The organism is Peribacillus sp. YIM B13481, from assembly GCF_042787985.1.
Lineage (GTDB): Bacteria > Bacillota > Bacilli > Bacillales > DSM-1321 > Peribacillus > Peribacillus simplex_A.
In genome coordinates this window covers 16,499-41,478 of record NZ_JBHZPE010000009.1, presented here as the reverse complement: position 1 = coordinate 41,478, position 24,980 = coordinate 16,499, and the positions used below count along the sequence as shown (strand labels likewise).

Annotated in this window: 19 protein-coding genes; 16 read left to right on the top strand and 3 right to left on the bottom strand. The window is 37.6% G+C overall.

The features are described from left to right. Nucleotides 1-246 precede the first annotated feature (246 nt). Genes ACFX4X_RS08045 through ACFX4X_RS08035 form a run of 3 tightly spaced genes read left to right on the top strand, consistent with a single transcriptional unit; the run spans nucleotide 247 to nucleotide 2,693 of the window. Nucleotides 247-1,155: an NAD-dependent epimerase/dehydratase family protein gene (locus tag ACFX4X_RS08045; protein ID WP_377382851.1), complete on the top strand. Its 909-nt coding sequence runs from the start codon at nucleotides 247-249 to the stop codon at nucleotides 1,153-1,155. Nucleotides 1,156-1,215: 60 nt separating this feature from the next. After that, a complete protein-coding gene (locus tag ACFX4X_RS08040) occupies nucleotides 1,216-1,929 on the top strand; it encodes a glycosyltransferase family 2 protein (RefSeq protein ID WP_377382849.1) in 714 nt (237 codons plus the stop codon). A 38-nt stretch (nucleotides 1,930-1,967) separates the two neighbouring features. Beyond that, nucleotides 1,968-2,693 carry a sulfotransferase family 2 domain-containing protein gene (locus ACFX4X_RS08035; RefSeq protein ID WP_289337483.1) on the top strand — a complete coding sequence of 242 codons (726 nt, stop codon included), beginning with the start codon at nucleotides 1,968-1,970 and terminating at the stop codon, nucleotides 2,691-2,693. Nucleotides 2,694-2,763: 70 nt separating this feature from the next. On the opposite strand, the gene ACFX4X_RS08030 is transcribed toward ACFX4X_RS08035, so the two are convergent. Continuing rightward, nucleotides 2,764-3,840 (bottom strand): glycosyltransferase family 4 protein, encoded by a 1,077-nt coding sequence (locus tag ACFX4X_RS08030; RefSeq protein WP_377382847.1) that lies wholly within the window; start codon nucleotides 3,838-3,840, stop codon nucleotides 2,764-2,766. A 300-nt stretch (nucleotides 3,841-4,140) separates the two neighbouring features. On the opposite strand from ACFX4X_RS08030, the gene ACFX4X_RS08025 reads away from it, so the two are divergent. From ACFX4X_RS08025 to ACFX4X_RS08000, 6 genes are all read left to right on the top strand, one after another. Beyond that, a complete protein-coding gene (locus ACFX4X_RS08025) occupies nucleotides 4,141-4,857 on the top strand; it encodes a glycosyltransferase family 2 protein (RefSeq protein ID WP_377382845.1) in 717 nt (238 codons plus the stop codon). A gap of 325 nt (nucleotides 4,858-5,182) precedes the next feature. After that, nucleotides 5,183-6,055 carry a sulfite exporter TauE/SafE family protein gene (locus ACFX4X_RS08020; RefSeq protein ID WP_377382844.1) on the top strand — a complete coding sequence of 291 codons (873 nt, stop codon included), beginning with the start codon at nucleotides 5,183-5,185 and terminating at the stop codon, nucleotides 6,053-6,055. Between the two features lie 12 nt (nucleotides 6,056-6,067). After that, the gene (gene cysC, locus ACFX4X_RS08015; protein WP_377382842.1) at nucleotides 6,068-6,664 is read left to right on the top strand and encodes an adenylyl-sulfate kinase; all 597 of its coding nucleotides are present in this window, start codon (nucleotides 6,068-6,070) and stop codon (nucleotides 6,662-6,664) included. Nucleotides 6,665-6,733: 69 nt separating this feature from the next. Next, the gene (gene sat, locus ACFX4X_RS08010) at nucleotides 6,734-7,912 is read left to right on the top strand and encodes a sulfate adenylyltransferase (RefSeq protein WP_377382840.1); all 1,179 of its coding nucleotides are present in this window, start codon (nucleotides 6,734-6,736) and stop codon (nucleotides 7,910-7,912) included. Nucleotides 7,913-8,174: 262 nt separating this feature from the next. After that, a complete protein-coding gene (locus tag ACFX4X_RS08005; protein ID WP_377382838.1) occupies nucleotides 8,175-9,161 on the top strand; it encodes an NAD(P)-dependent alcohol dehydrogenase in 987 nt (328 codons plus the stop codon). 462 nt (nucleotides 9,162-9,623) lie between these two features. Beyond that, nucleotides 9,624-10,157 (top strand): GNAT family N-acetyltransferase, encoded by a 534-nt coding sequence (locus ACFX4X_RS08000; RefSeq protein WP_377382836.1) that lies wholly within the window; start codon nucleotides 9,624-9,626, stop codon nucleotides 10,155-10,157. A gap of 338 nt (nucleotides 10,158-10,495) precedes the next feature. On the opposite strand, the gene ACFX4X_RS07995 is transcribed toward ACFX4X_RS08000, so the two are convergent. Further along, nucleotides 10,496-11,413: a DMT family transporter gene (locus ACFX4X_RS07995; RefSeq protein ID WP_377382834.1), complete on the bottom strand. Its 918-nt coding sequence runs from the start codon at nucleotides 11,411-11,413 to the stop codon at nucleotides 10,496-10,498. A gap of 1,572 nt (nucleotides 11,414-12,985) precedes the next feature. Between ACFX4X_RS07995 and ACFX4X_RS07990 the strand changes: the two genes are divergently transcribed. After that, entirely contained in the window at nucleotides 12,986-13,690 is a 705-nt protein-coding gene (locus ACFX4X_RS07990) for a TerC family protein (protein ID WP_377382832.1), read from the top strand. A gap of 261 nt (nucleotides 13,691-13,951) precedes the next feature. On the opposite strand, the gene ACFX4X_RS07985 is transcribed toward ACFX4X_RS07990, so the two are convergent. Next, nucleotides 13,952-15,433 (bottom strand): aldehyde dehydrogenase family protein, encoded by a 1,482-nt coding sequence (locus tag ACFX4X_RS07985; RefSeq protein WP_377382831.1) that lies wholly within the window; start codon nucleotides 15,431-15,433, stop codon nucleotides 13,952-13,954. A gap of 518 nt (nucleotides 15,434-15,951) precedes the next feature. Between ACFX4X_RS07985 and ACFX4X_RS07980 the strand changes: the two genes are divergently transcribed. From ACFX4X_RS07980 to ACFX4X_RS07955, 6 genes are all read left to right on the top strand, one after another. Next, on the top strand, nucleotides 15,952-17,778 hold the full coding sequence (locus ACFX4X_RS07980; RefSeq protein ID WP_377382829.1) for a sigma-54-dependent Fis family transcriptional regulator: 1,827 nt from the start codon (nucleotides 15,952-15,954) through the stop codon (nucleotides 17,776-17,778). 227 nt (nucleotides 17,779-18,005) lie between these two features. After that, a complete protein-coding gene (locus ACFX4X_RS07975; RefSeq protein WP_377382828.1) occupies nucleotides 18,006-19,136 on the top strand; it encodes a histidine kinase N-terminal domain-containing protein in 1,131 nt (376 codons plus the stop codon). An 837-nt stretch (nucleotides 19,137-19,973) separates the two neighbouring features. Next, on the top strand, nucleotides 19,974-21,383 hold the full coding sequence (locus ACFX4X_RS07970; protein WP_377382826.1) for an amino acid permease: 1,410 nt from the start codon (nucleotides 19,974-19,976) through the stop codon (nucleotides 21,381-21,383). A 201-nt stretch (nucleotides 21,384-21,584) separates the two neighbouring features. Then, nucleotides 21,585-21,941 carry a reverse transcriptase domain-containing protein gene (locus tag ACFX4X_RS07965; protein WP_377382824.1) on the top strand — a complete coding sequence of 119 codons (357 nt, stop codon included), beginning with the start codon at nucleotides 21,585-21,587 and terminating at the stop codon, nucleotides 21,939-21,941. 773 nt (nucleotides 21,942-22,714) lie between these two features. Beyond that, on the top strand, nucleotides 22,715-23,473 hold the full coding sequence (locus ACFX4X_RS07960) for a hypothetical protein (RefSeq protein WP_155727324.1): 759 nt from the start codon (nucleotides 22,715-22,717) through the stop codon (nucleotides 23,471-23,473). A 265-nt stretch (nucleotides 23,474-23,738) separates the two neighbouring features. Then, on the top strand, nucleotides 23,739-24,719 hold the full coding sequence (locus ACFX4X_RS07955; protein ID WP_377382822.1) for a cation diffusion facilitator family transporter: 981 nt from the start codon (nucleotides 23,739-23,741) through the stop codon (nucleotides 24,717-24,719). The last annotated feature ends 261 nt before the right edge of the window (nucleotides 24,720-24,980 follow it).

Below are 24,980 nucleotides of genomic sequence, written 5' to 3'. Positions count from 1 at the left end.
GAAAAACATAAGTTTTTGTCCATTTGTTCTTAAAATGGAGAGAGTAACCTATAGCAAATGAAGGATAAAGGCATAATGTAATAAGGAGTCTGTGTGAGCAATGAAATAGGTCTCATTAATCATGACTCTAAATGATGATTACTAAAATATAAATTATGAGTTTAATAAGGATTTCGAAAATAAACGAGACCATTAAGTTGGTAAAAGTGTGAATATTAACATCAATAGTGATTGGATGAGAAATCGATGAATCAACAAGGAAAATTAATAATCACAGGGGCTAATGGGTTTACAGGTCGGCATGCATGCGCACACTTCCTGAAATCAGGATTTGATATTACGGCGGTTTCAAGAAAAAAGCTGAATATCGAAGGTAAGATAACTGCAGAATGTTGTAATCTGACAAATGGAAACGATGTAAACAACCTCATCAAAAGGACCAAACCTCAGTACCTTCTCCATTTAGCTGGACAAAACCACGTTGGAGAATCATGGTTGGAACCCGTTTCAACTTTGGAGGCAAACACCATGTCCACTGCATATTTAATCGATGCCATTCGTAAACAAAGTCCAGCTTGTAAAATCGTGATAGTCGGCTCAGCTCTTCAAATTGATCCCATTTCCATTTCCTCTATTCCCCATCCTTATAGTTTAAGTAAAACACTTCAAGTACTTATAGCAAAATCATGGGCCGTTTTATATAACATGGATATCATCATTGCAAAACCATCCAATCTAATTGGACCTGGACTATCCAATGGGGTTTGTTCCATTTTCGCAAAAAAAATTGCAGAGATGGAAAAGATGGGAATGGAAAAGGTCCTTGAGGTCGATAATCCGAATGTTCAACGTGATTTCCTGGATGTAAGAGATGCAGTGAGAGCTTATGACCTTCTTTTGAGAAGGGGACAGTCTGGAGAAACATACGATGTTGTTTCAGGTACTAATCGTTCTTTAGAAGACATCATTGAAGGCTATAGGACGGTAACAACAGGTGAAATTAAGGTGAACTCCCAACGAAATGATTTAATCGAAAATAAAATGGCAATCAATCCTATTAAGCTCGTGAATTTGGGTTGGAAGCCAAGTATCCCACTTGAATTATCTTTAATGGACATTCTTGCCTTTCATCGCGAATTAAAGGAAAAGTGCTGAAATCAAATGGATGCAGTTAGAAAAATACTTTATATAAAATGTTTCTCAGGAGGGAAGGCAATGGAGCCGAAAGTATCAATCATTATTCCATTTTATAATTGTCCCTATATAGATCAAGCCATTCAAAGTGCGCTTGATCAAACCTATAAGAATATAGAGGTAATTGTCGTAGATGACGGTTCGACAATTTTTACTGAAAAAATCGAGCCGTTCTTGGAGAAGGTCCGTTACTTAAGAAAAGAGAACGGGGGAACTGCGACAGCTTTGAATCATGGGATAAGTGCTGCTACGGGAGAATATGTCGCTTGGTTAAGCTCGGATGATTATTTCTTGTCAGAAAAGGTGTCTTTGCAAATTTCGTTTATGCTCGAACATAACGCAGATGTGAGTTTTACGAATTTTGATTGTATTGATAAAAATGATGATGTCACTCTTCCTTGGACCGGAGAACGCTTTTCCGATATTGAAAACGGGGTGTACCATGCTTTTTTACTTCGTAATGCCGTGAATGGCTGTACAGTGGTTTTGAAGAAAGAAGTATTCGATGTGGTTGGTTATTTCAATCCATATCATCGTTATACACATGATTATGAAATGTGGCTTCGTATATTGGTAAATGGTTTTAAAATGTATTATTTGGATGAAGTCTTAACAAAGTTCAGGATACATGAAGAATCGGGTACAAGCAGATTCCAACCTGAAATGTTAAAAGACATTATCACGATTGAAAGCCATTACCGGCCGATTCTTAAAAAAAATTTAAAGAATTTATAAGCAAACTTTTTTAATAACAAGAAATGGAGGAAATCATTATGTCTGAAGAACTTCTCGATATATTTATGCATGTCCCCAAAACAGGGGGAACGACCTTAAGTGAAATCTTGAGAAAACAATATGAAGTTAATGAAATATTCGATCATGATTCTTACGAATATAAGATTAAAAAAGTTGATCAATTAGAGGAAGAGGAAAAGAAAAAAATCAAAGCTGTAGCGGGGCATTACTATTATGGAATACATCAGCATTTTTCAAAACCCTCCAATTACTTTACGATGTTACGTGATCCAGTAGACCGTGTTATATCCTTATATTTCTTTTTGAAAAATCAACCAGGATATGAGAGAGTTAGAGAAATGACCCTAGAGGAATTTGTATTAAGGGATCCCGAAGCCCAAAATTTACAAACCATGTTAGTAAGTGGTGATCCAGATTATCCAGATATTAAAAAAGCCAAAGAAAATCTAAAGACATTTTCAGTGGTTGGTGTCACTGAGTTGTTCAATGAAACACTTTTTTGCCTAAAAAAGGAATATGCATGGGGAGATATCCATTACACTAGAAAAAATATTACAAAAAACCGTTTGGCAAAAGAGGAAGTGCCATCGGACATAATAAATTTGATTAAAAAATATAACGCAATGGATATGGAACTCTATAATCTTGCTAAGGAACTTCTTTATAAAAAACTTAAATCACTTACGGTAGATGAGCAAAAGCAATTAGAAAAGTTCAAACTAGAACAGAGCGCCTTAAACTAGGTTCCTAGGTGGACTATTCCCTATAAAATAAGAAACAGCCGGAATGAAAAATTCCGGCTGTTTCTTATCACTATGGGTTTATTCCTAAGGATTCCAGCATTTTGATGAAATTTTGAGCGTACAAATCAGGACTAAAATGGGTTTTGACGTGTTCTAGGGCATTTGACCGTATACTTTCCCTTATGGTCTGGTTATCCATTAATTCCTTTGCCTCTTTAATTGCATTATCAATGTTTCCTAAAGAGTAAAACTTTCCTGTTTGATTATGAATGATTGAGCTTCTTACACCGTCGGAATCCGTCGTCAGCACAGGGCATCTACAACTCATTGCTTCAAGAAGTGCGTAAGGGGCTCCTTCCACTTTTGAAGTAGAACATAAAAAGCCTCCGGAATCGCCAATTTCAGAGAAAAAACCGGCCATTTCGGAATTAGGGACATTTGAGTGCAGAGTGAGATTGGGACTTAAATTTAATCGATTTATTAATTTATTGAATTTAATTCTTTCTTTAGGGTCACTTAACGTGGGATCTTCGAACATAAGCAATTGTATATTCGGATTATAATTGTTAATTAGTTGATAACCTATCTTGAGAAATTCGCTCCAATTTTTATTATCTTCGACCCTTCCTATCCAGGCCACTTTTCTAAAGCCATCTAATGGTGAAGGTTTGTAAGAGAATTGACTTGTATCAAAACAATTATTAAAACTGAACTTTGGAAACGAAGGGTAAAGTTCATCCATTAATTGCATGATGTGAGGAGTCTTTGGGTTAAGGAATCCGTCGGCATGGGAATTGACAAGTGGGATTGCATTTGTTAGTGCCTCTCTTGCAACTTTTTTCGGTCCGTATCCCTGAATTTCTATAATCATCTTTCCTTTATAACCCATAGACCTGAATCTAGGTAAAGTTTTGAAGTCTGAAACGACAACAACCGCGGAATAATCTCCATCTTCCAATACTTTTTTGATTTCAGCATCATCGTTGGTAATAAATGTTGGGGCACTGTGGTCATTCAAGAAATTCCTTCTATTTTCATAATAAAGAAAATGAGCATCGATACCGTATTTTTTCAGAGCGGCAAATCGTTGTCGATTTAATGTCTCCACTCCACCACTTGGAACATAAAAAACAAACAATATATTCATTTTTCCCCTCCTCATTAATAATGGAGCAACAGGTCTCATATTTAGGCTCGACCCTACTTATCAAGGAAACAGTTACAATAGATCCTTCCATTTTGAATGGATGTGACAAATAGCCATGTAATATACGTATGACTAACTATTCGGATTTATAGCCGTTTTAATTTGTGATGACTTCATCGGGAATAGTACATTTCTTACTAGGTGTGAATAAATATAAGAATGAAAATGAATCATTATTTATAAACAGATAGTCCGGATGTTCATGAAATAAATGGTGATTATTTGAAAGGCGGTTCATAAATGTCTAAAGTGTCGATTGTTGTTCCATTTTATAATTGTCCATATATCGATAAAGCTTTGGAGAGTTTGGTCAATCAAACCTACAAAAATATTGAAATTATCGTAGTCAATGACGGCTCTACATTATATTCAGAAAAAATCGATCCGTTTCTAGATAAAATCATTTACATTAAAAAGGAAAATGGCGGGACGGCCAGTGCCTTGAATACCGGCATCGAAAAAGCAACAGGTGATTATTTATGCTGGCTTAGTTCTGATGACATCTTTTACCCAGAAAAAACGGAAGTCCAGTTGGATCTAATGAAAAGGAAGAATGCCTATTTTAGTTATACCAGTTATTACTGCATGGATGATGATGGAGAGATCATTTCTCCCATAATAGGGATATACCCGTCTAATCAACTTGAACTTTTTAAAGCAATGATCAGAGGAAACATTATTAACGGCTGCTCGGTCATGATTCACAGGAAGGTTTTCGAGCTCATCGGAGTTTTTGATGAAACGCTTCAATACACACATGATTATGATTTATGGTTGCGTATCTTGCAAAACTTCAAATTTCACTTTGTGCCTCAACCCCTATTACTTTATAGGATTCATACAGAAATGGGCTCTAAAAAACATGAAGGTAGCATCAAATTGGAAAATAGGCTTGTGGTTAATCGACATCATGCCAAAATGAAGCAATTATTGGTAAATGAACTTAGGAAACAATAGATGAACATGATGGATAGTGAAGGTCCTTGTTTATAAAACAGGGGCTTCTTAAGCTTGGATATCATCACCAGACCTCGAGAGTGCCCAAATTAATTTTCCAACTTCCTCTTAAGTCAATTAACATACATAAAGCTCTTTGCATATCTTATAGAAATCATTCATTTTTCCTTAATAATAGGGGATTGTCGCCATTTGGAAAAAGCTTTTGTTAGCAAGACTTAATACTGATAATCGACATTGGACGAGCGTAATTCATTGGTAAGTTACAGAAACTTGGCAACATGTAGGTTATAAAAATAAGGGAATGCTCATGTAGGAGGAGAAAATGAGAAAGCTCATTATATTCGCGTTTATCGGATTTCTGGCTCAGCTGATCGATGGGTCATTAGGTATGGCATATGGGGTTACATCCACATCATTGTTGCTGACATTCGGAATCGCACCGGCAGTGGCCTCGGCATCCGTTCATTTGGCAGAAGTCGTGACAACTGCGGCATCAGGCATTTCTCATTTGAAATTCGGAAATGTGGACCGTCAAGCCCTTTTCAAATTAATCATCCCAGGATCTGTTGGGGCATTTGCAGGAGCGTGTTTTTTAAGTAATTTACCAGGAGATGTGATAAAACCATACATTTCAATATTTTTGCTGTTTCTTGGCGTGTATGTACTTTTTCGCTTTTTAAAAACGTCTCAGAAAATAAATGAAAAGAAATCAATTAATCTATCCAGAAAAAAATCGATAGCATTAGGATTGATAGCCGGTTTCGCAGATGCAACCGGTGGGGGAGGTTGGGGTCCCATCACAACTCCTGTCCTATTATCCCAAGAAGGTGTTCCTGCCAGAAAAGTTGTTGGTACCGTTGACACAAGCGAGTTTGCTATTGCTGTTTCCGCAACCTTAGGGTTCCTCATTGCATTAGGTTGGCAGGAAGTCAACTGGTTTTGGGTAATCTCCCTGATGGTAGGCGGGATTATTGCTGCCCCGATTGCTGCATGGATCGTTACGAAATTGCCATCTTATTTATTGGGCGTCCTTGTTGGGGGTTTTATCATCTTGACGAATGCCCGGACGTTGATTGCCACTTGGACCAACCATGATCATTGGACACCCTATATATATATGATTATTTTAATTGCGTGGGCAGGTTCTTTAGTCTTTGTCATCAGGAACAACAAAAAGGGGTCCCATAAAGAATAAAGGGGAGATAGTGTGAGTCAACAAGAGAATATCCATCAACATCCTTTTTCCATTACGAAAGAGCTAAGGCAAACTCTGCACGGACATAAAAGCTATATTCTTTGGTTTACAGGGTTATCAGGGTCGGGTAAGTCTACCATCGCAAATATGGTTGAAGGAAGACTGTATGCGATGGGAATTTCGACATATATTTTAGATGGAGATAATCTACGCAATGGATTGAATGAAGACCTTGGTTTCAGCTCGGATGACCGTAAAGAGAATATAAGGAGAATCGGTGAAGTCTCCAAAATTTTTGTGGATAGCGGAATCGTTGTGTTGGCCACTTTCATTTCGCCTTATGCCAGTGACAGGGAGAAAGTAAGAAAAAAGGTACAACAAGATGAGTTTATTGAAATTTATGTAAAGTGTCCCATCGAAGCCTGCGAAAAACGGGATCCAAAAGGATTGTACAAAAAAGCTAGAAATGGGGAAATCACTCACTTCACAGGCGTTTCGGATCCTTATGAAGAACCTGGAAATCCAGATATTCTTATAGAAACCAATCATTACACCATTGAAGAATGCGTGCAGCAGGTCATGAAATATTTAAAGGATAATGGTCTTTAACATGTACATGTCCGAATTTGAAAAAGGAGAATATGAAACAAACCAAATCTAATGATTGAGGGGTTATAAATGCAGGCACAAAGGAACATTATCGATCCACATGGCGGGATATTGATTCAACGTGAATTATCAGGAACTGACCGTCAAGAGTACTTGGAAAAGTGTAAATCCTTATCGTCCCTGAGCATCTCGAAATGGAATGTTTCCGATCTGGAAATGATTTCAAACGGCGGATTCAGCCCGCTTGTGGGATTCATGGGAAAAGAGGATTACCGGAGCGTCATCAAAGATATGCATCTGGCAAATGGTTTACCATGGACGATACCGATCACTCTTCCTGTCACGAAGGAGGAGGCAAGTCGGCTGAACATTGGGGATGAAGTTGCTTTATACAGTGATGAAGGGGAACTTATTGGTATCATTCAGGTGGAAGAGAAGTTTGAATACGATAAACGGGAGGAAGCCGAACTCGTATATAAAACAGCAGATCCCAACCATCCTGGGGTTAAAAAGCTGTTTGGACAAGGGGATATATATGTCGCAGGACCTATTTATTTAATAAATGGGGCATCACATGAGCCATTCGAAAAATTTCATTTGAACCCTTCCGAAACGAGAAAGATATTCAAGGATTTAGGTTGGAATACTGTGGTTGGGTTTCAAACGAGGAACCCTGTACACCGGGCCCATGAATACCTGCAAAAAACAGCTTTGGAAACTGTTGATGGACTATTATTGCATCCTCTTGTCGGTGAAACGAAAAAAGATGATATACCTGCCGATGTTCGAATGGAAAGTTATCAAGCTTTACTAAAAGGATACTACCCATTGGATAGGGTCTTGCTTGCCATATACCCAGCGGCAATGCGCTATGCAGGGCCAAGGGAAGCAGTATTTCATGCAATTGCTCGTAAGAATTATGGGTGCACACATTTTATTGTCGGCCGAGATCATGCAGGTGTAGGCGACTATTACGGCACATATGATGCCCAAGAAATCTTTAACCAGTTTGACCCTCTGAAAATAGGGATAAAACCCCTGTTCTTTGAACATAGCTTTTTCTGCAAAAAATGCTTGAACATGGCTTCCATGAAAACCTGTCCCCATAAAGATGAAGACAGGTTTATATTAAGTGGGACCAAAGTCAGGGAAATGCTTCGGAAGGGACTTATCCCGCCACTTGAATTTACGCGTCCTGAGGTGGCTGAGGTACTTATTAGAGGCATGAAGAGAAATGAAGGTGAGTAAGCTATTGTAAACGCCTTTAGAGATTATTCAACAGTTACTCGCTTCTTGGATAGGATCCGGAATAAGGCAATGAAAGTGCAAAGCATAACATTCAAGAATCCTGTTAACATCATTCCTATAAAAATGGCTCTCACTTTAGTTTGGATTGCCAAAATTTAGGGTTTGGGTTATTCTTTATTAAAATAACGGAGCAGGATGGTTTAAGAACAGTTTTTGACGATTCGTAGATATTAAGTGAATATATCGAATTGGAGGAGGGTAAATGAAAGCAATTGTATACACAAAGTACGGTCCCCCCCACGTTCTTCAACTAAAAGAGGTAGAAAAACCTACTCCTAAAGATAATGAAATACTGGTAAAAGTAAAAGCGACAACGGTAACAATGGGGGATATTCGGTCACGTAGCTTTAAAGTTCCTCTCTCTGTTTGGCTGCCTGCTCGGGTCATAATTGGTTTAAGACGTCCAAAAAAATCCATATTAGGCTTGGAGTTATCTGGGGAAGTTGAGTCAGTAGGTAAGGATGTCAAGCTGTTTAAAGCAGGTGACCATGTATTTGCAGCTTCCCAAGTGGGTTTTGGTGCTTATGCCGAGTATAAGTGTCTGCCTGAAGACGGATCAGTAGCCATTAAGCCCAATAATTTATCATTTGAGGAATCCGCAGCCATTCCAATAGGGGCACGTACAGCATTGTTTTATCTTAGAAAAGCTAACATAGAGAGTGGTCAAAAGGTTCTTGTTTATGGTGCTTCAGGAAGTGTCGGAAGTTATGCAGTTCAGATTGCCAAGTATCTCGGAGCAAGAGTTACAGGGGTTTGCAGTACCACAAATTTAGAATTGGTAAAATCTCTGGGAGCCGATAAAGTAATCGACTACACTAAAGAAGATTTATCCAGAATGGATGAGACCTATGATGTTATATTTGAAGCGGTAGATAAGAGTTCGTTTTCAGCTTGTATGAAATTGCTGAAAAAGGACGGAACTTATCTAAATGTCACTGTACCGTTACCAGGTGTTCGAATGCTATGGACTAAATTGACAAGCGGCAAGAAGCTAATATTGAGTCGGAATTCACCTGAAACCCCCGAAGCTCTAAACTTACTTAAAGAACTTGTTGAAGCGGGGAAGTTAAAAGTGGTCATTGACAGATATTATGCGTTTGAAGAGATAGTTGAAGCCCATAGATATGTCGAGAAAGGACACAAGAAGGGAAATGTCGTAATAACTGTGGAACATAACAGCAAATCCTAATTAGGGCAGAGGATATTCAATTAATGTATTCATTGAATGTCTATATATCATGTAATCTGTTTATGGATTGGGAAACTATGATATCAAGCCCTTATAAAGCTAAAGTTTGCGTTCTTTTTATAGGGTTAGCCGGATTTTTATACTGGTTGACCTTTTTTTGAATGGAAGTCTGATATATCAGTAGCTAGGGTAGTACGTGCGGGTGTTGCGCTACAAATTTATGGAGGCCTAAAGGTAGTTGATCAAAATTAATGGGACATAAAAAAATGGGGATGCACAAAAATTCATGCATATCTAAGTAGGGCAATGCGAAGGGACGTGTATCGAAAGTAATTTCAAGGGCCTGGGGCGGTTATTTATATAAATGTTCATAAACAAATAAAGATGGTTTTTCTCAAGGATTTATCCAAGTTTAAACTAATTTGAATGGCTAAGAGGAATCTAGTTTTAAGGAGTGGAGAAATGTTTCCTATATTAAGAACTGAACGGTTGGTCTTGAGAGAATTGGTCGAAGGTGATGCATGGGATATATTAAAATGTTTTTCCAATCCAGATGTATTACGGTATTATGGTCAAACTCCATTAACAAATACAGATCAGGTGAAGCAAATTATTAGGAATTTTTCAAAGAATTTCGATGAAAAACGTGGGATTAAATGGGGAATTGAATTGAAAGGGAAGGATGGCATCATTGGAACAATTGGATTTCAAGAGTGGTCTCATGAACATAAGAGAGCAGAACTGAGCTATGCACTTTTCCCAAGTGATTGGGGTAACGGTTATGCAACAGAAGCTGCCAGTGAGGTGATTTCTTATGGTTTTAAAGAGATTGACCTAACGCGTATTGGAGCAATTGTTTTTATTGAAAATAAAGCATCCAATAAGTTGTTGACAAATTTAGGTTTCAAAAAAGAAGGGATATTGAGAAATTATATGTACCAAAATGATGTTTCATTTGATACTAATCTATACTCTTTAATAACAGTAAAACCTTAATGAAATAACAAATTCCTATTTAAACTAAAGTTTCTCTTGTATACAGCTATTGTGAAACAGAGAAAATCCTTCATTCCGGATTATATTCCAACGGATATGAATGAAGCTCTAATTAATGAGGCTGAAATAATATTAAAGATTGATTATTATCTGTAGATGGAGGATGGTTTGGCAGGTACCATAGTGAAATACCTTAAAGTACCAGCATTTAAGAAGCTAAGACACTACAATTCATGTTTTAATAGAAATAGTAGTAGTGTCTTAGCATCTCTTATTTTTTTCGATGATCCACTATAGTATTAGTGTATAAAGATATGGAATCAGGTAATGCTGTTGCGCTAGGCAGATATACCTTTATTTTTCCTTTGAAGAATCCAAATTTCCATTGCCCCGGAGCCAAGCAATACACCTGAAACAATGAAGATCAGACCAATGAAATGTGCAGGCACAATGGCTTCATTAAGAAAAAATGCTGCCCCTAACAGAGAGAATAAGGTGTTTAAGTTAAGAAATATGGATGATTCGGCTGCGCCTACCTGACCAATTGCATAATTATAGCTCATGTGTCCAAGGGCAGTGGCCAAAATAGCTGAGAAAAAGAACGCTCCCCAGGTGGAAGGCGGTGCAGTTGCCAGGGAAGATAAGCCATCAGGTTCCTTCCATAAGCTAATGGCAAATAGAATGAAAGACCCGATCAGCATCATGTAGCCGGTTAATAATCGTGGGTCCATTGTTTTTGAGGCTTTATTTATGAGTATGAAACTTAACGCCTGTGAAAGAATGGATAGCAAAATATCCACATCCCCCAGATTAATAGCATGAATTCCTCCACTTCCTGCCATGACGGTAAAACTCACACCTAGCGCACCGCAAATAAAGCCAAGAAGCCTGATTAAAGTGGGCTTTTTTCGAAAGAATATCATAGTCAAGATGACAGTCAAAATAGGTCCCATGCCCAAAATCAGCCCAGCATTCGACGCGGAAGTTTTCGTTAATCCCTCAGCTAAAAAATAATGATGAAAAACGACACTCAAAAGTGCTCCACCAAAAACGTAAAAAAGTTCACTTTTTTTAGGAAGACGTATTAGTCCAAGAATGATAAGGATAAGAATTACTACAAGGGAAGCTGTAAAAATTCTCAAAGAAGTTATTGTTATTGGCTGTGTATTCGCAACTAAAATTTTAATAACTGAAACGTTTAATCCCCATGTGATCATAATTCCGGAAAGTAAGATGTAAATTTTCACATAGCTCATTCAAAACAACCTTTCAAACTTATTTAACAATACATTATACAACTTTCTCCAAATTAATAGCAAAGAGTAAAATTTGAAATAAAAGTCCTAAGATGAAAAATCAGAAACCGCTAATCAATTTAAAGTCCCTTCCGTTTTCCGTAATATGGTTTTCATCGTTGGTTAGCTTAAAGATGTCTCGGAAAAAGGTGAAATAAAAATAAAATCAAGACAAAGCATATGATGAGGCTAGAAAGATTTATGTACTAGATGTTGCTAATGAGGATAAATCTGTAACATTCAATATCGCTGAAGCTAAGACACAAATACCAAATGGTACTAAGGTTACTAAGGTCTATATTTTATGAGGTATCACTAAGCGGTTCTGTTATGCTATCTAGTGCAGAAGTTGAATTTACAGCAAAGAATAGTGCTTATGTGGATTATGTCATTAGAACCCAAAATAAAGAGTCCGAGGCAATAAGCAAAGAGCGGTACCTAAAATGAAACAGATAAAAGATATTGGATAAATAATAATGTGTACCAGCCACTTCTATAAGCACTAAGGGAGTGGCCTTTTTTAGTTAATTTGTATGCAAGGTTAAATAAACTACCTAAATTTTCCTTTTTATAATGGTAAAAACTCATATCACTTATGATAGTATAGAGGCCAAATCCTTAAAGCAATATTTTTGGACAGAAATTAGAGTTCAGCATGCAAAAACGGTCCAGCAACAATAAAGTCGTTTAGTTTTGAAGTTTCATACTCGCATAATACCGTTATAAATTTAGTTCAAATATAAAATAAGATATTTAATTTCACTCGTCATAAAGTGATAAACCCAATAATAATGATAATAAAGTTGTAAGAATTGGACTGTAAACCCTTGAGGTTACTATGAACAAAATTGTCCTAGGCGAATACTGTGGCAACACAGGCGAAATTGCAGGCCTGACTGTATCAGACGAGGTTTTTCGGGCCAGATTCGATTTTATAAGGTTCAAGAAGTGAAGGGAATTATATAGGTAAAAGCTTTGGTTCGCTATGTGATGGGAGAAATTTTACTTAGACAATTGATAGAGGCCACCTTAAGTAATCAATATCTATGGGGGAAGGATTTGAGCGATATCACGAACCTAGGAAACGAATTATGTCGATATTTGGAAGGGGTGATGGACTGAAATTATAGTTGTTGGGTAGGTAAAGTTGATGAATAACCTTCCAATCTCTTATATTATAGCCCGTCAGCGGTGAATGTTTGCACTTGAAAGATCAGTAAAAGTGAAATGAACATATGTTTTCCAAAATGAATGTGCACTAACATTCCTTATTTTTTACTTTATTTTATTTGTATTTTTGGTATAATTGATTAGTGATAAATTTTATTGGTAGTTTCCTAATGGAAAGATATCAAAAGAATTACATATACTTTATTCCCGTGAAGGGGAGTAGCGTCAGGTATAACCTGAAATAAAGTCGTCATTACGTGGGAATTCCACCGGCTTTATTGGCCTAATTCATTTAGTGCTTAGCGAGACCTTTGCCATTTATGGCAGAGGTCTCTTTATTTTTGTATAAAGGAGGAAAATGTATTGGATTTTTTATCAGGTGAATTTATTTCAGGACTTTTAGCGATCATTATGATAGATTTGGTTCTTGCTGGTGATAATGCGATCCTTATTGGATTGGCTGCAAGAAAGCTTCCAAAAGATCAGCAAAAAAAGGTGATAATATGGGGAGCAGTCGGGGCAATCGTGATAAGGATCATTGCAACGCTGCTGGTTGTCGTAATCTTAAAGGTGCCTGGACTGCATTTAATAGGGGGATTACTTCTGGTATGGATCGCTTATAAGCTCCTTATCGATGAAGAAGAACACGATTTGAAGCCTGCAGACTCCATGTGGGCTGCCATAAAAACCATTATTATTGCAGATGCTTTGATGGGATTGGATAATGTCCTAGCGGTTGCAGGAGCTTCTCATGGTAACTTCACTTTAGTGGTAATCGGTTTACTTGTATCCATTCCAGTAGTGATGTATGGAAGCACTTTGATCTTGAAACTGATTGAACGCTTCCAATTCATCATAATAATTGGTGCGGGAATTCTAGGCTGGACAGCTTCTAAAATGATTGTAGCTGAACCGTTCATGCACGACTACTTTGTAAATCCCTTCATCAAATATGGATTTGAAGCAATTGTCGTGATTGGAATCCTGGTTGCTGGGACTTCAAGACAGCAAAAGATAGAAAAAGAGAAAGCAAACAGCGATAAAATGCAAATTGAACGTAATGGATAATGGGGACCAAGAGACCTTTCGTAAATGAAAGGTCTCATCTTTTTGTCTAAGCCCGAATTGATATAAGTTACCAAAACAAGGAAAGGGTGTACCAAAGTCAGGACTTTGGTACACCCTTTTGCAACTATTTAAGGAAACGATGATATGCTCTTTTGTCTTAATCCATGAAAAGAATATGATTAATCTTAAAAATTCCAGCTGCATTCAGATTACTATATCTATCTGGGTCAATTGATCCCTGTTTTATATAGTGCGTATTTATTAGTTTAAGTTAATCCATACACTTTTAACTTCCGTATAATTATCCAATGCATAACTGCCCATTTCCCGACCGATTCCACTTTGTTTATAACCACCAAATGGAGATGCTGCATCAAAGGCGTTATAGCAGTTTACCCATACTGTACCTGCTTTTAATTCATTAGCCACATAATGGGCTTTTTTTACATCTTGTGTCCATAAACCAGCAGCCAATCCGTATTCAGAGTTATTTGCACGGTTTATCACATCGTCCAAATCGTCAAAAGGCATGGCAGCTACAACAGGACCGAAAATTTCTTCTTTAGCGATTGTCATATCATCTTCAACACCAGCAAATATTGTAGGTGCTACAAAATAACCCTCTCCTTGTCCGTAATTGCCCCCTGTAACCACTTCAGCTCCTTCAGACTTCCCTTTTTCGATATAACTGCCCACTCTTTCCAATTGTTCACTGGATACCAAAGGCCCTATCTGGGTAGATGGATCAAGACCGGCCCCTTGTTTAATATTTTTTGCGTGGGACACTAAGTCAGCTACTACGTTATCATAGGATTTCTTCTGAATATACAGGCGGGAACCGGCACAGCAAACTTGTCCTTGATTAAACATGATGCCCATTAAAGCACCAGGAATGGCTTTACTCATATCTGCATCCGGTAAAATGATATTAGGTGATTTCCCGCCTAATTCCAACGAGATTTTTTTCACGGTACCCGATGCTTGGCGCATGATCATTTTCCCTACTGAGGTTGAACCTGTAAACGCAATTTTATCGACATCAGGATGGTCTACAAGCGGTGACCCTGCTGTCTCACCAAATCCAGGTATCACATTAAGTACGCCAGGAGGAAAACCTGCTTCAAGCGCCAATTGCCCTAAATATAATGCTGAAAGCGGCGTTTGCTCCGCTGGTTTTAAAACGATCGTACATCCGGTTGCAAGGGCTGCACCTAATTTCCATGCGGCCATAAGTAGAGGGAAATTCCAAGGGATGATCTGTCCTACCACTCCAACTGCTTCATGACGGGTATAATTAAAGTAATTCCCTGCAACAGGTATTGTTTGACCTACTATTTTAGTGGTCCATCCAGCGTAATAACGAAAGTGATCGATTGCAAGTGGGACGTCTGCATTTGTGGTTTCGCCAATTGGCTTACCATTATCCAGGGTATCTAATTGTGCTAACGCCTCTTTATGATCCTCCATAAGATCCGCTAATTTATTAATGAGGCGACTGCGTTCTGATGCACTCATTTTTTTCCAAGGACCGTTGTCGAAAGCCTTACGGGCTGATTGGACGGCTTTATCTACATCTTCTGGTCCTGCTTCACTCACAATGGCCAGAACCTTGCCGTTTGAAGGATCGAGGGTCTTAAAGGTTTTTCCTGAAGCAGCTTCCACCAATTCCCCATTAATCAAAAGCTTTTTAGTGCCTTTTAAGAAATCTTGCACTCGCGGATTAAGTTTAATAGTTTGTTCCATGTATAATACCCCTTTTCAAAGTAAAGTTCGATCATGTAAATCTGTTTGGACATGGCGTTCCCTAAGTATAAGGATCAGGCATATGTTTATGTCTTCAATTTATCTTTGGCTATCTGTGGCATGCATGAATTTCTTTAGTCATTGGAATCTAAGGTTCTCGATTTTTTGGAATTCTTTCCCTCCTCATCAAAAAGGAATAAATTTCTCGTCTTGTAATTATGCAAGTCATATGCCAATAACAAAAAAACAATGAAATCAATCGAAGTGGAGCGAAGGAAGGCATATAACTGTTCCAAAATGGAAAAGTTATGTGTTCCATTTTGGAACAAAAAAGTATAATATTTGGTATAACTCAGTTTTCACTTTGGTTAATATCTGAATTTTCTGTTATGATTAAATTATATGGATGAACCTTTAATGCTCTGAAACTGAAGAGAGCTTATAGTGACCTTAATGAAAAATTGAATCAAAATAACCGTTGCCGTTTATTGGATTTTACATATGGGAGGACTTATTCAATGTCTGTTAATATTAACGCAGGTAAAGAAACCATTCCGGCATTTATTCAAGAATCATGGAAGCGGTGCCATTCAAAAGGACTTCAGCCAAGCATGATGGATAAGGAAGATATGCTTGGCGAATTTGAGTTGGCTGAATATCACGATCAATACGCAGAACTCCTGTACCATTCTTCCCCCCTTTTAGAAGAAGTTTATAGTTCGATCAATGGCATGGAGTCGATTTTATTACTTGCTGCTCCTGAAGGATATATCATTGAAACAGTTGGCGATCCAGCTTTCATACGGCATGCAGATAATGTTTCCCTCAGAAAAGGGGCCAATTGGCTAGAGGAATCAAAAGGGACAAATGCAATCGGAACGGCCATAGTAGAGAAAAAACCTGTATTGATTCACGGCAATCAACACTTTCATCAGGATAACCATTTCCTTACTTGTGCCGCTTCCCCCATTTATCACCCTGATGGGCATCTACTAGGTGTTTTGAACTTAAGCAGTCATCAACAGAATTATCATCCTTTTTCCATTAGTTTAGTTCAGAGGGTGGCTGATAGTATCAAACAGGCACTCCAATTGTCCCATACTCAGAAAAGGGAGAAAAACCTTTATTTTATATATGATCAATACCCTGATCCTCTAATTACCATTGATAAAGAGGGCAAAGTTACAAATCTCAATATTGCGGCGTCAAATATTATTGGCACATTGAAAAAACCCATATCGAATATAATATCAGGATTAGACCCACTTGTTTTAGGAAAAAGGATTTCAATAAAAGACCAGGAATTCGCAGTTCAAACCCTTGGTGAAAACATAGAACATCAATCCTCCGTGATCCTACGGTTAAAAAAACAAAAATTAAATGATGGTTTAACTAATCGATATCAATTTACCGATATGATCAGTAATGATCCACAAATGAATCAAACCATATCCATTGCTAAAAGAGCTGCAATGCTTGATATCAGCCTGCTAATTACAGGAGAAAGTGGAACGGGAAAAGAGCTGTTCGCTCAATCCATTCATGGGGTTAGCTTAAGAAGTGATAAACCGTTCATCGCGATCAACTGCAGCGCAATACCCGAAAACTTATTGGAAAGTGAGTTATTCGGGTATGAAAAGGGTGCCTATACTGGCGCAAAAAGCGGCGGACATAAGGGGAAATTCGAAGCTGCTGATGGCGGAACCCTATTTTTGGATGAAATCGGGGACATGCCGCTTTCAGCTCAAGCGACTCTGCTTCGCGTGCTTCAGGAACGATGTGTGACGCGTGTCGGCGGACATGCTTCCATTCCAATCAATGTAAGGATCATCGCCGCCACCAACAAAGACTTACAAAAAGAAATGGAAGCGGGAGAATTCCGTGCCGATCTATTTTTCCGACTGTGTGGATTATCTTTAAAACTTCCAAATTTAAGGAGTCGTAAAGATTTATTACTGTTAGCAGAATATATTTTAGCTGAAATACCTTATAAGAATGAATATACCGAACTAACGGACGATGCTAAATCATTCATTTTGGAATATTCTTGGCCAGGAAATTTCCGCGAATTACAAAACGTGCTCGGGCAGGCAGTATTCCTAGCTGATAATGGCCCGATTACAAGGGGCATGCTTAGGGCACTTTGCCCTGTTTCAACTACACTGGAAGAAAGGGCAGATGCCGATCGGGGACCAAGAAACTTTCAAGAACATGAAACCCAACTTATTAGAAAAGCGTTGGAAAGAACAAATGGAAATATTAGTACCGCCGCAAAACAACTTGACATCGGCCGAAATACACTTTATAGAAAAATGAAAAAATATGGAATCGCCTTTCAAAAGTAAGAGTTTCATAGGATATAAAAAGCGGGAATGAAGCGGTTTCCTTTTATTGCCATTTCTGATCCCCGCCTGATTTGTTGGTTCTTTGTTATCGCAAGCACTACCAAAACAAGCTACATTTCAACCTCAAAAACAATAATTTATGAAGTGCAGAAAATCAAAATCTCATATAGAATGATGTTATTGATATAGTATCTAAAATTCCGCAAGGGGATGTGGTGGTCAAAAGTATGGAATTGTCATTTGAACATATGAAGTATAAAAATGTATTGATTCAATATCTGGAAGAAAATGAATCTTTGTTTTTAAATGAATGGAACAAGACCATTAAAATCGATGAAATAGACCCCTACAAAGAAAGAATTAAAGAAAATGGATATGGCATGTACTCGCTGGTCATCCAAACGTTTAAGGAGGAATTGTTTGAAGATGTGTTGATTAAATTAGCTTACCAGGTTGCGAAAGAACGCCTTGAAGCTAATATCAACATCGGGGATTTTCTTTATAATATTAATTTAGGGCGAAATATCATAATCAGGAATGTTTTTGGTGCCAATATCCCCATTTATTATATGCAGAAATTCATTAATGATATCAATTTGCACTTTGATACGTTCAGTTATCATGCCGTAACGAGATATACGAATCTTACAAATGAAGTGATTGAGGAAAAAAAGTCTTATATCAGTGAAAACCATAAAGATAAATTAGCGGTACTGGGACAGATATCATCAAGCTTTGTACATGAGTTCCGAAACCCGCTTACAGCTATCATGGGGTTCAATAAATTATTGAAGAGGGAGAATCCAGGCTTAAAGTATTTGGATATCATTGATTATGAATTAAATCAGTTGAATTTCAGGATAACCCAATTCCTGCACACCTCTAAATCTGATTTTAATGAGGAACAACGAGAAGAAATTTCCGTGTTAAAGTTAATTGAAGAAATACAAGAACTGACATACGCGAATATTGTGGATGCCAGCGTAAACGTGGAATTAGATATTTATCCAAACTTAGTCATGACAGCGAACAAGGATGGGTTGAAACAAGTGTTCTTGAATCTTTTTATAAATTCCATTGATGCATTAAAGGATAAGGAACACCCTAGAATTTTGAAGATAGACTCTTTAATTGAGGCGAATGAGAAAATAATTCGAATTTCTAATAATGGACCGGCCATTGCCAGTGAATTGATCGAATCAATTTTTGAGCCCTTTGTCACAACAAAAGAGTTAGGAACGGGAATTGGATTATATGTATGTAAAAAGATCATTGAAAGGAATGATGGGTATATGAATTGTGTCTCTAATGAAAATTTAACCACATTCAGCATCCATTTCCCCAATGTTCAGAACTGAATTTATTAGGGGTTAATACATATCATATAGTGACTTTACATACAGCATTATATACATACCGATATTTTCGACGCTTGTACATAGATCTTTGATTAATAGCGGAAGGGCATTCCGGGTTTGCCGGTATATTACATAAAATCATTCTCAGTGAAATAAATCTATTTGGAAGATGCCAAGAAATCATAATTTGGATTTTAGCATCTTTTTTTTATCCCTGTTATTTTTCAGTATATATGTGTGTCGAATTTTAAAAGAAAACAATTAAATTGTCATTTTTTAATTCGATTGTGAATCAAAAAGGGTCAATAATTAATATGTGAATCGAAAATTGAATTTATGATTCAGTATCGAATCGTTTTAAATTTATAAAAGCGTTAAACCCTACTAAAATGACTATCCTTTTTTTGGCATGGATATTGCTTTTATTTATATAAGTATAAAATTTTAGTGAGAAAGGGTGCCTTTATAAAAAAAAGAAGAGATAGGAAGGAATAATAGAGCTGGCTAACTATATTTTTACATAAAAGGACTTCACTCAACAAAAAGCAAAAAGTGCAAAATCACCCAGGAACATTATACTTTCCGTGTATTTCGTTGAGGGGCTGATGGTAGTAAAGAAGGAGTATAAAATATAAAAAGAAAGCGGATACAGTTAATAGAGTATATGCTGTGCAATATACATATATCGATTGTGAATTTGGCCTTATTAAAACTAATGATGAAACGGGATAAGACTGTAACATTTTTTGAATGAGAGATTTCTACTAGGGTACCCATGGGCAGTGGTTTACTGCTTACAAAACGGTAAATAGACAGTATTAAAGGAAGGTGACGATAGTGGCACTTCAAACAAATGAATTGAAACATGGTCTCAAGACCAGGCATGTCACAATGATTTCTATTGGCGGGGTAATTGGGGCAGGACTATTTATCGGAAGCGGAACAATAATAGATTCAGCAGGACCTGGTGCTATTTTATCGTATATAATCGCAGGATTGATGATAGTGCTTATAATGCGCATGCTGGGTGAAATGGCTGTAGTAAATCCTGATAGTGGATCCTTTTCAACATATGCGCATCAAGCATTTGGTCCCTGGGCCGGATACACGATCGGCTGGTTATACTGGTTCAACTGGGTTATCATCATTGCTATTGAAACTACGTTATTGGGTACTATGATTCATGATTGGTTTCCTGGTATACCTATGTGGGCTGCTAGTCTATCTTTCCCTATATTAATGACGATTACTAATATCTATTCAGTAAAAGCTTACGGGGAATTTGAATACTGGCTAGCTTTCATGAAAGTGGCTGCCATTGTAATATTCCTCTTCCTGGGTGCCGCCATGATTTTTGGATTTGTTCCGGGATTTGATTCACCAGGCCTTTCAAACATTACTGGGGATGGAGGATTTTTTCCAAAAGGTTTTCTGCCTGTCCTCCTTAGTGTGATATTCATTACTTTCTCTTTATCGGGAAGTGAGGTAGCTGCCATTGCTGCAGGAGAGTCTGAAAACCCTGAAAAAAATATTATTATAGCCATAAACAGTGTTGTATGGCGTCTCCTTCTTTTCTTTGTTGGTTCAGTGACCGTGTTGGTTCTCGTAATCCCCCAGGGGGCTGAAGATTTACTAAAAACCCCCTATGCCACCGTATTTGATATGGCAGGTCTCCCAGCAGCGGGTCAAGTCATGAATATCGTAATCTTCACTTCATTGCTTTCTGTTTTGAATTCAGGGTTATATACAAGCTCTCGTATGTTATATTCTTTATCAAAAAAAGGTGATGCACCGAAAATCCTTTCTCGTGTGAATAAGAGGGGAATCCCGATTTGGGCGTTAATGGCAAGTGTTTTCTTTGCTTATGTGTGCACGACATTTAAATTTGTATCTCCTGATAAATTGTTTGCTTTTCTCGCAAACAGCTCTGGAGGAGTCACTATGATCATGTATATCTTTATCGCCTTTTCTCATCTATATTTACGGAAAAAGACGGAAAAAGAAAATCCCGGAACACTCAAAGTGAAAATGTGGCTATTCCCTTATTTAACCTACGCGACTATTGCCGTATTATTTATTATATTTGTTGCTCAGGCGTTTATTGATTCCATGAGATTGCAATTCTTTCTTACAACCCTTCTCACGATTCTAGTAATTGGGTCATACTTTCTGTTTTATCATAAGAAAAAGGTAATAACTCCTGAACAAGAAGCAACACTAAAAAAAATTCACGTTAAGGAAGGGTAACGGATGTAGTCGATTTTGTGTAATTATAGAAAGAAAAGATTGACTATTCTAATAAAATGCTGCTCTTAGTGGGCAGCTTTTTGTGCGACGGGCAGTCGTAAGGGATGCTGACACTGTCAGCGTCCCTCATTTTTTCTTTATTCGACAGAGACGTCATTTCGATGAATCGACTGGAAAAAGAAGGAAGAAATTGAATCCCAGATGGTGAAAGTCCATTCCCAAGGAGGGGTCATTTCTCCGTTACTTGCCAACGTGTATCTAATGAAATGGATTGGGAATGGGATTTGCATGGAATACGCTTTGTTCGTTATGCGGATGACTTTCTACTTTTTGCCAAATCAGAAGCATATCAAAGAAGCAGCCTATATCACAAAAGAAAAGCTAAAAGAACTAGGGTTAGAAGTTTCAAAGGAAAAGACGAAAGTCATCAACTTTCAAAAGGATAACCTTGATTTTCTGGGATTTACGTTTCATCACTGGAGAGAAGGAAGGAAAGACAAAAAGTCGGTTTTTCATGTGACGCCAAAGAAAGAACCTATAAAGGATTTTCGACTATAGATTAAGAAAAAAACGAGGAAAACGTTCACTCTAAGTAAAGATGAGTGGATAGATCGTGTGAATCCAATCATAAGAGGAAAGGGCAACTACTATGTGACAGTGGTTGAAGCCATAAAAGCAAATACAGAATTAGGAAGCCCCAACCATTGTCTACCGAGATGGGTTCATAGAACACTGTCTGACATAGATGGATATACAAGGAAGAGATTGAGGGTGGCCTTTATCCATAAACATCCGTCACAAAGGAAAGAGTTAAAGATGCGTAATTTATGGAACAACTCGTTCTTCTTGAAGATTCAATTGATTCCTTCTTACTGGCTTTACTTAAATAAAGTCTATGGATACACAAAAGAGCAATACCTAAATGAGATGATAAGTAAATCTAAACGTAAAGTGCAAAATGAAATTAAGCGAATAAAAGTAAAAGGTGAGAAATATTATACTCCTCACCGACTCCAAAAGTTGCAAAATGCCTGGAACGCATCCTCTTGATAAACACTTATAACATATGGGTAAGCCGTATGCCTTAATAGGGCACGTACGGTTTGATAAGGGGAAAGACACGAGAGTGGTTTCCCTACTTTATTGATAGGTCCAAAAGGATGGTAATTATACCGAAGAAAAACTTGTTGGAAATTTGGATATAAACGGTTTTCTATCACTTCATTTCTGGCTGATTTTTAGTGCAGACGGTGATTATGATACTCATTCATTTGCAACTTTGAAATCCTTTGCTAGAATATAATCTATAGAAAAGATTAGGAGTGGTTACTGTGGCTGAAACTCCAGCTGAAGATTTGATTCATTATATCGCACCAAAAGGAGAGTATATCCCTTTTTTAGATGATACGGACTATATCGCTAAAGGATTGGAATGGAAATTATTCACTGCCCGTTCGGTAAAAAGGGAACTATTATATAAAAGCGGTAGCTTTCAAGGAAAAGTCAAATTAGCAGGGTATGAACAATATGGCAACGGTCTAGACACGGTAGTCGTTGAATTTGAAAATGGTAAGCTTAGTTGCATTCACCCTTCCTATTTAAAGGAAATGCAAAGTTCCAGTTTCGGAAAAGAGTTGTTGAGTGGACCGGTTTCCGAGACATCCGCAGTACCAAGTGAAAAGGAACAGGTAATAGATGCTCCAATAACGGAAACTTCCGATCAGCTAAGTGAAGAACCAAAAAAGGCAAAAACCAAAAGTAAAAGGACCACAGCAAAACCTAAATTGGAGTTACCTGGAGAAAAAGTTCATTTCACCGCAACCGTCAAGGAGTTCACGGCGAAAATGAACCATTTCACTGGTGAAGAAGATGAAGTCATACTCTTGGAGAATGTCAAAGTGACAACGGAACCTGAACTTACAATCGGTGATGCATGGTGTGGATATAGCAAGACATTAAAAAAAGCTGAGCTCGAAGAAGGGGACGAAATCGAATTTGATGGAAAAGTGGTCGATAAAAAATACAATAAAGAAATACGATATAAAGTAAATAATCCATCCAAGTTAGTGAAAAAGGGGATGGACGCTTAAAATGCATGAAGTTATACAAAAAAGGGAGTAAGCCGCTGCTGACTCCCTTTTTTGTATGCATATCTCATTGCATTAATCAGTTTCAAATAGGTTTTTGTGATCTGGAATATATTCGTGTGTGGTAGGTACAACATGTAAACACCAAAGTAATGCCAGATCATTCTCCATTCGTATCGTTCGGGGTTTTTCCCTTTTGTGGTTTCATATATTCCAGTGTTGGGGATAATACATTAAGATAATTATAAAGATAAGGGGGGGCTTTTATTTGAAAGAGTTATTTCAGTTATTAAAACAAGGAAATAAATCGGCGTTCATTGCTGCCTGTGTGAATAGTATCGTCGCAGTACTTAAGGGGATTGCTTATTTCATGACAGGGAATGTCGCTATGTTTGCTGAAACATTACATACTTTGGGTGATGCTGCGAATCAGTTTTTCGTCTTCATTGGTTCAGCACTAAGTAAAAAGTCACCAACTGATCGATTCCCCGATGGCTTTGGGCGTTTAGTAAACCTCGTATTATTAGGTGCGGTATTGGTTGTCGGGATCATGTCTTATGAAACGATTAAAGAAGGGTTTCATCACATATTCCACCCTGTAGAATCAACTGGAATCATTATTAATTTGTCCATCCTTTCCTTAGCGGTTGTGTTGGAATCATATGTTTTATTTAAAGCTATGAAAGAAGTGTTACATGAGACTGGAATTGAAGCAAAAGGAGTAGCCGTCATCTTTAAGAGTTTTAATGGTTTAAAACGGGCAAAACCAGCTACGAAATTAGTATTCATGGAAGATATGGTGGCAACTGGGGGTGGGGTGCTTGCGATAATTGCCATTTTATTAGCAAACTTTACGCCCTTCATTCAAGCGGAAGGTGTTGCTTCTGTCATGATTGGTCTCGGTATGTTCTATGTAGTTGGAAGGGTGTTCCTTGACAATGCTGCGGGTGCTCTTGGGGAAGCGGATATAGAAATGCGTCAAAAGATTGGAACTTTGGTCATGGATGACCCAGATGTAAGAGATATACAGAAACTGGCAGTATTAAAAGAAGGGGAAGACTTTCATGTAGAACTTGAAGTGGAACTTGATCCCAATATTTCAATTGCCCAGGCTGATGACATTAAAGACCGGCTGTTTGATGAGATATTCAAGGAAAGAGGAGTAACGGATGTCATTATAGAATTTGATGAAAATGATGGTGTCCCAAAATGGGAAGGTCAGATTGAAAAGGAAAAGGAAAGGGAGTAGCAGGTGATTGACTGGTAAAATATAAAGTGTTCGGATTAGGATATATATGATTGATTAGTATCAGTGGAACCTGATGAAAAAGGTCACAAAAATTTTTGTGACCTTTTTCAGATCCAAAAACATCAAGGTCTGATATCTCATTTGAAAATGGAGAAAGCATAACCTTCCTTCATAGGAATCTCTGTTCAATTCTTCACGTTCTTTCCTTACGTAAGCAAAATAAGCTATCATGGACTTAGATACATAAAGAAGGATTAAGGA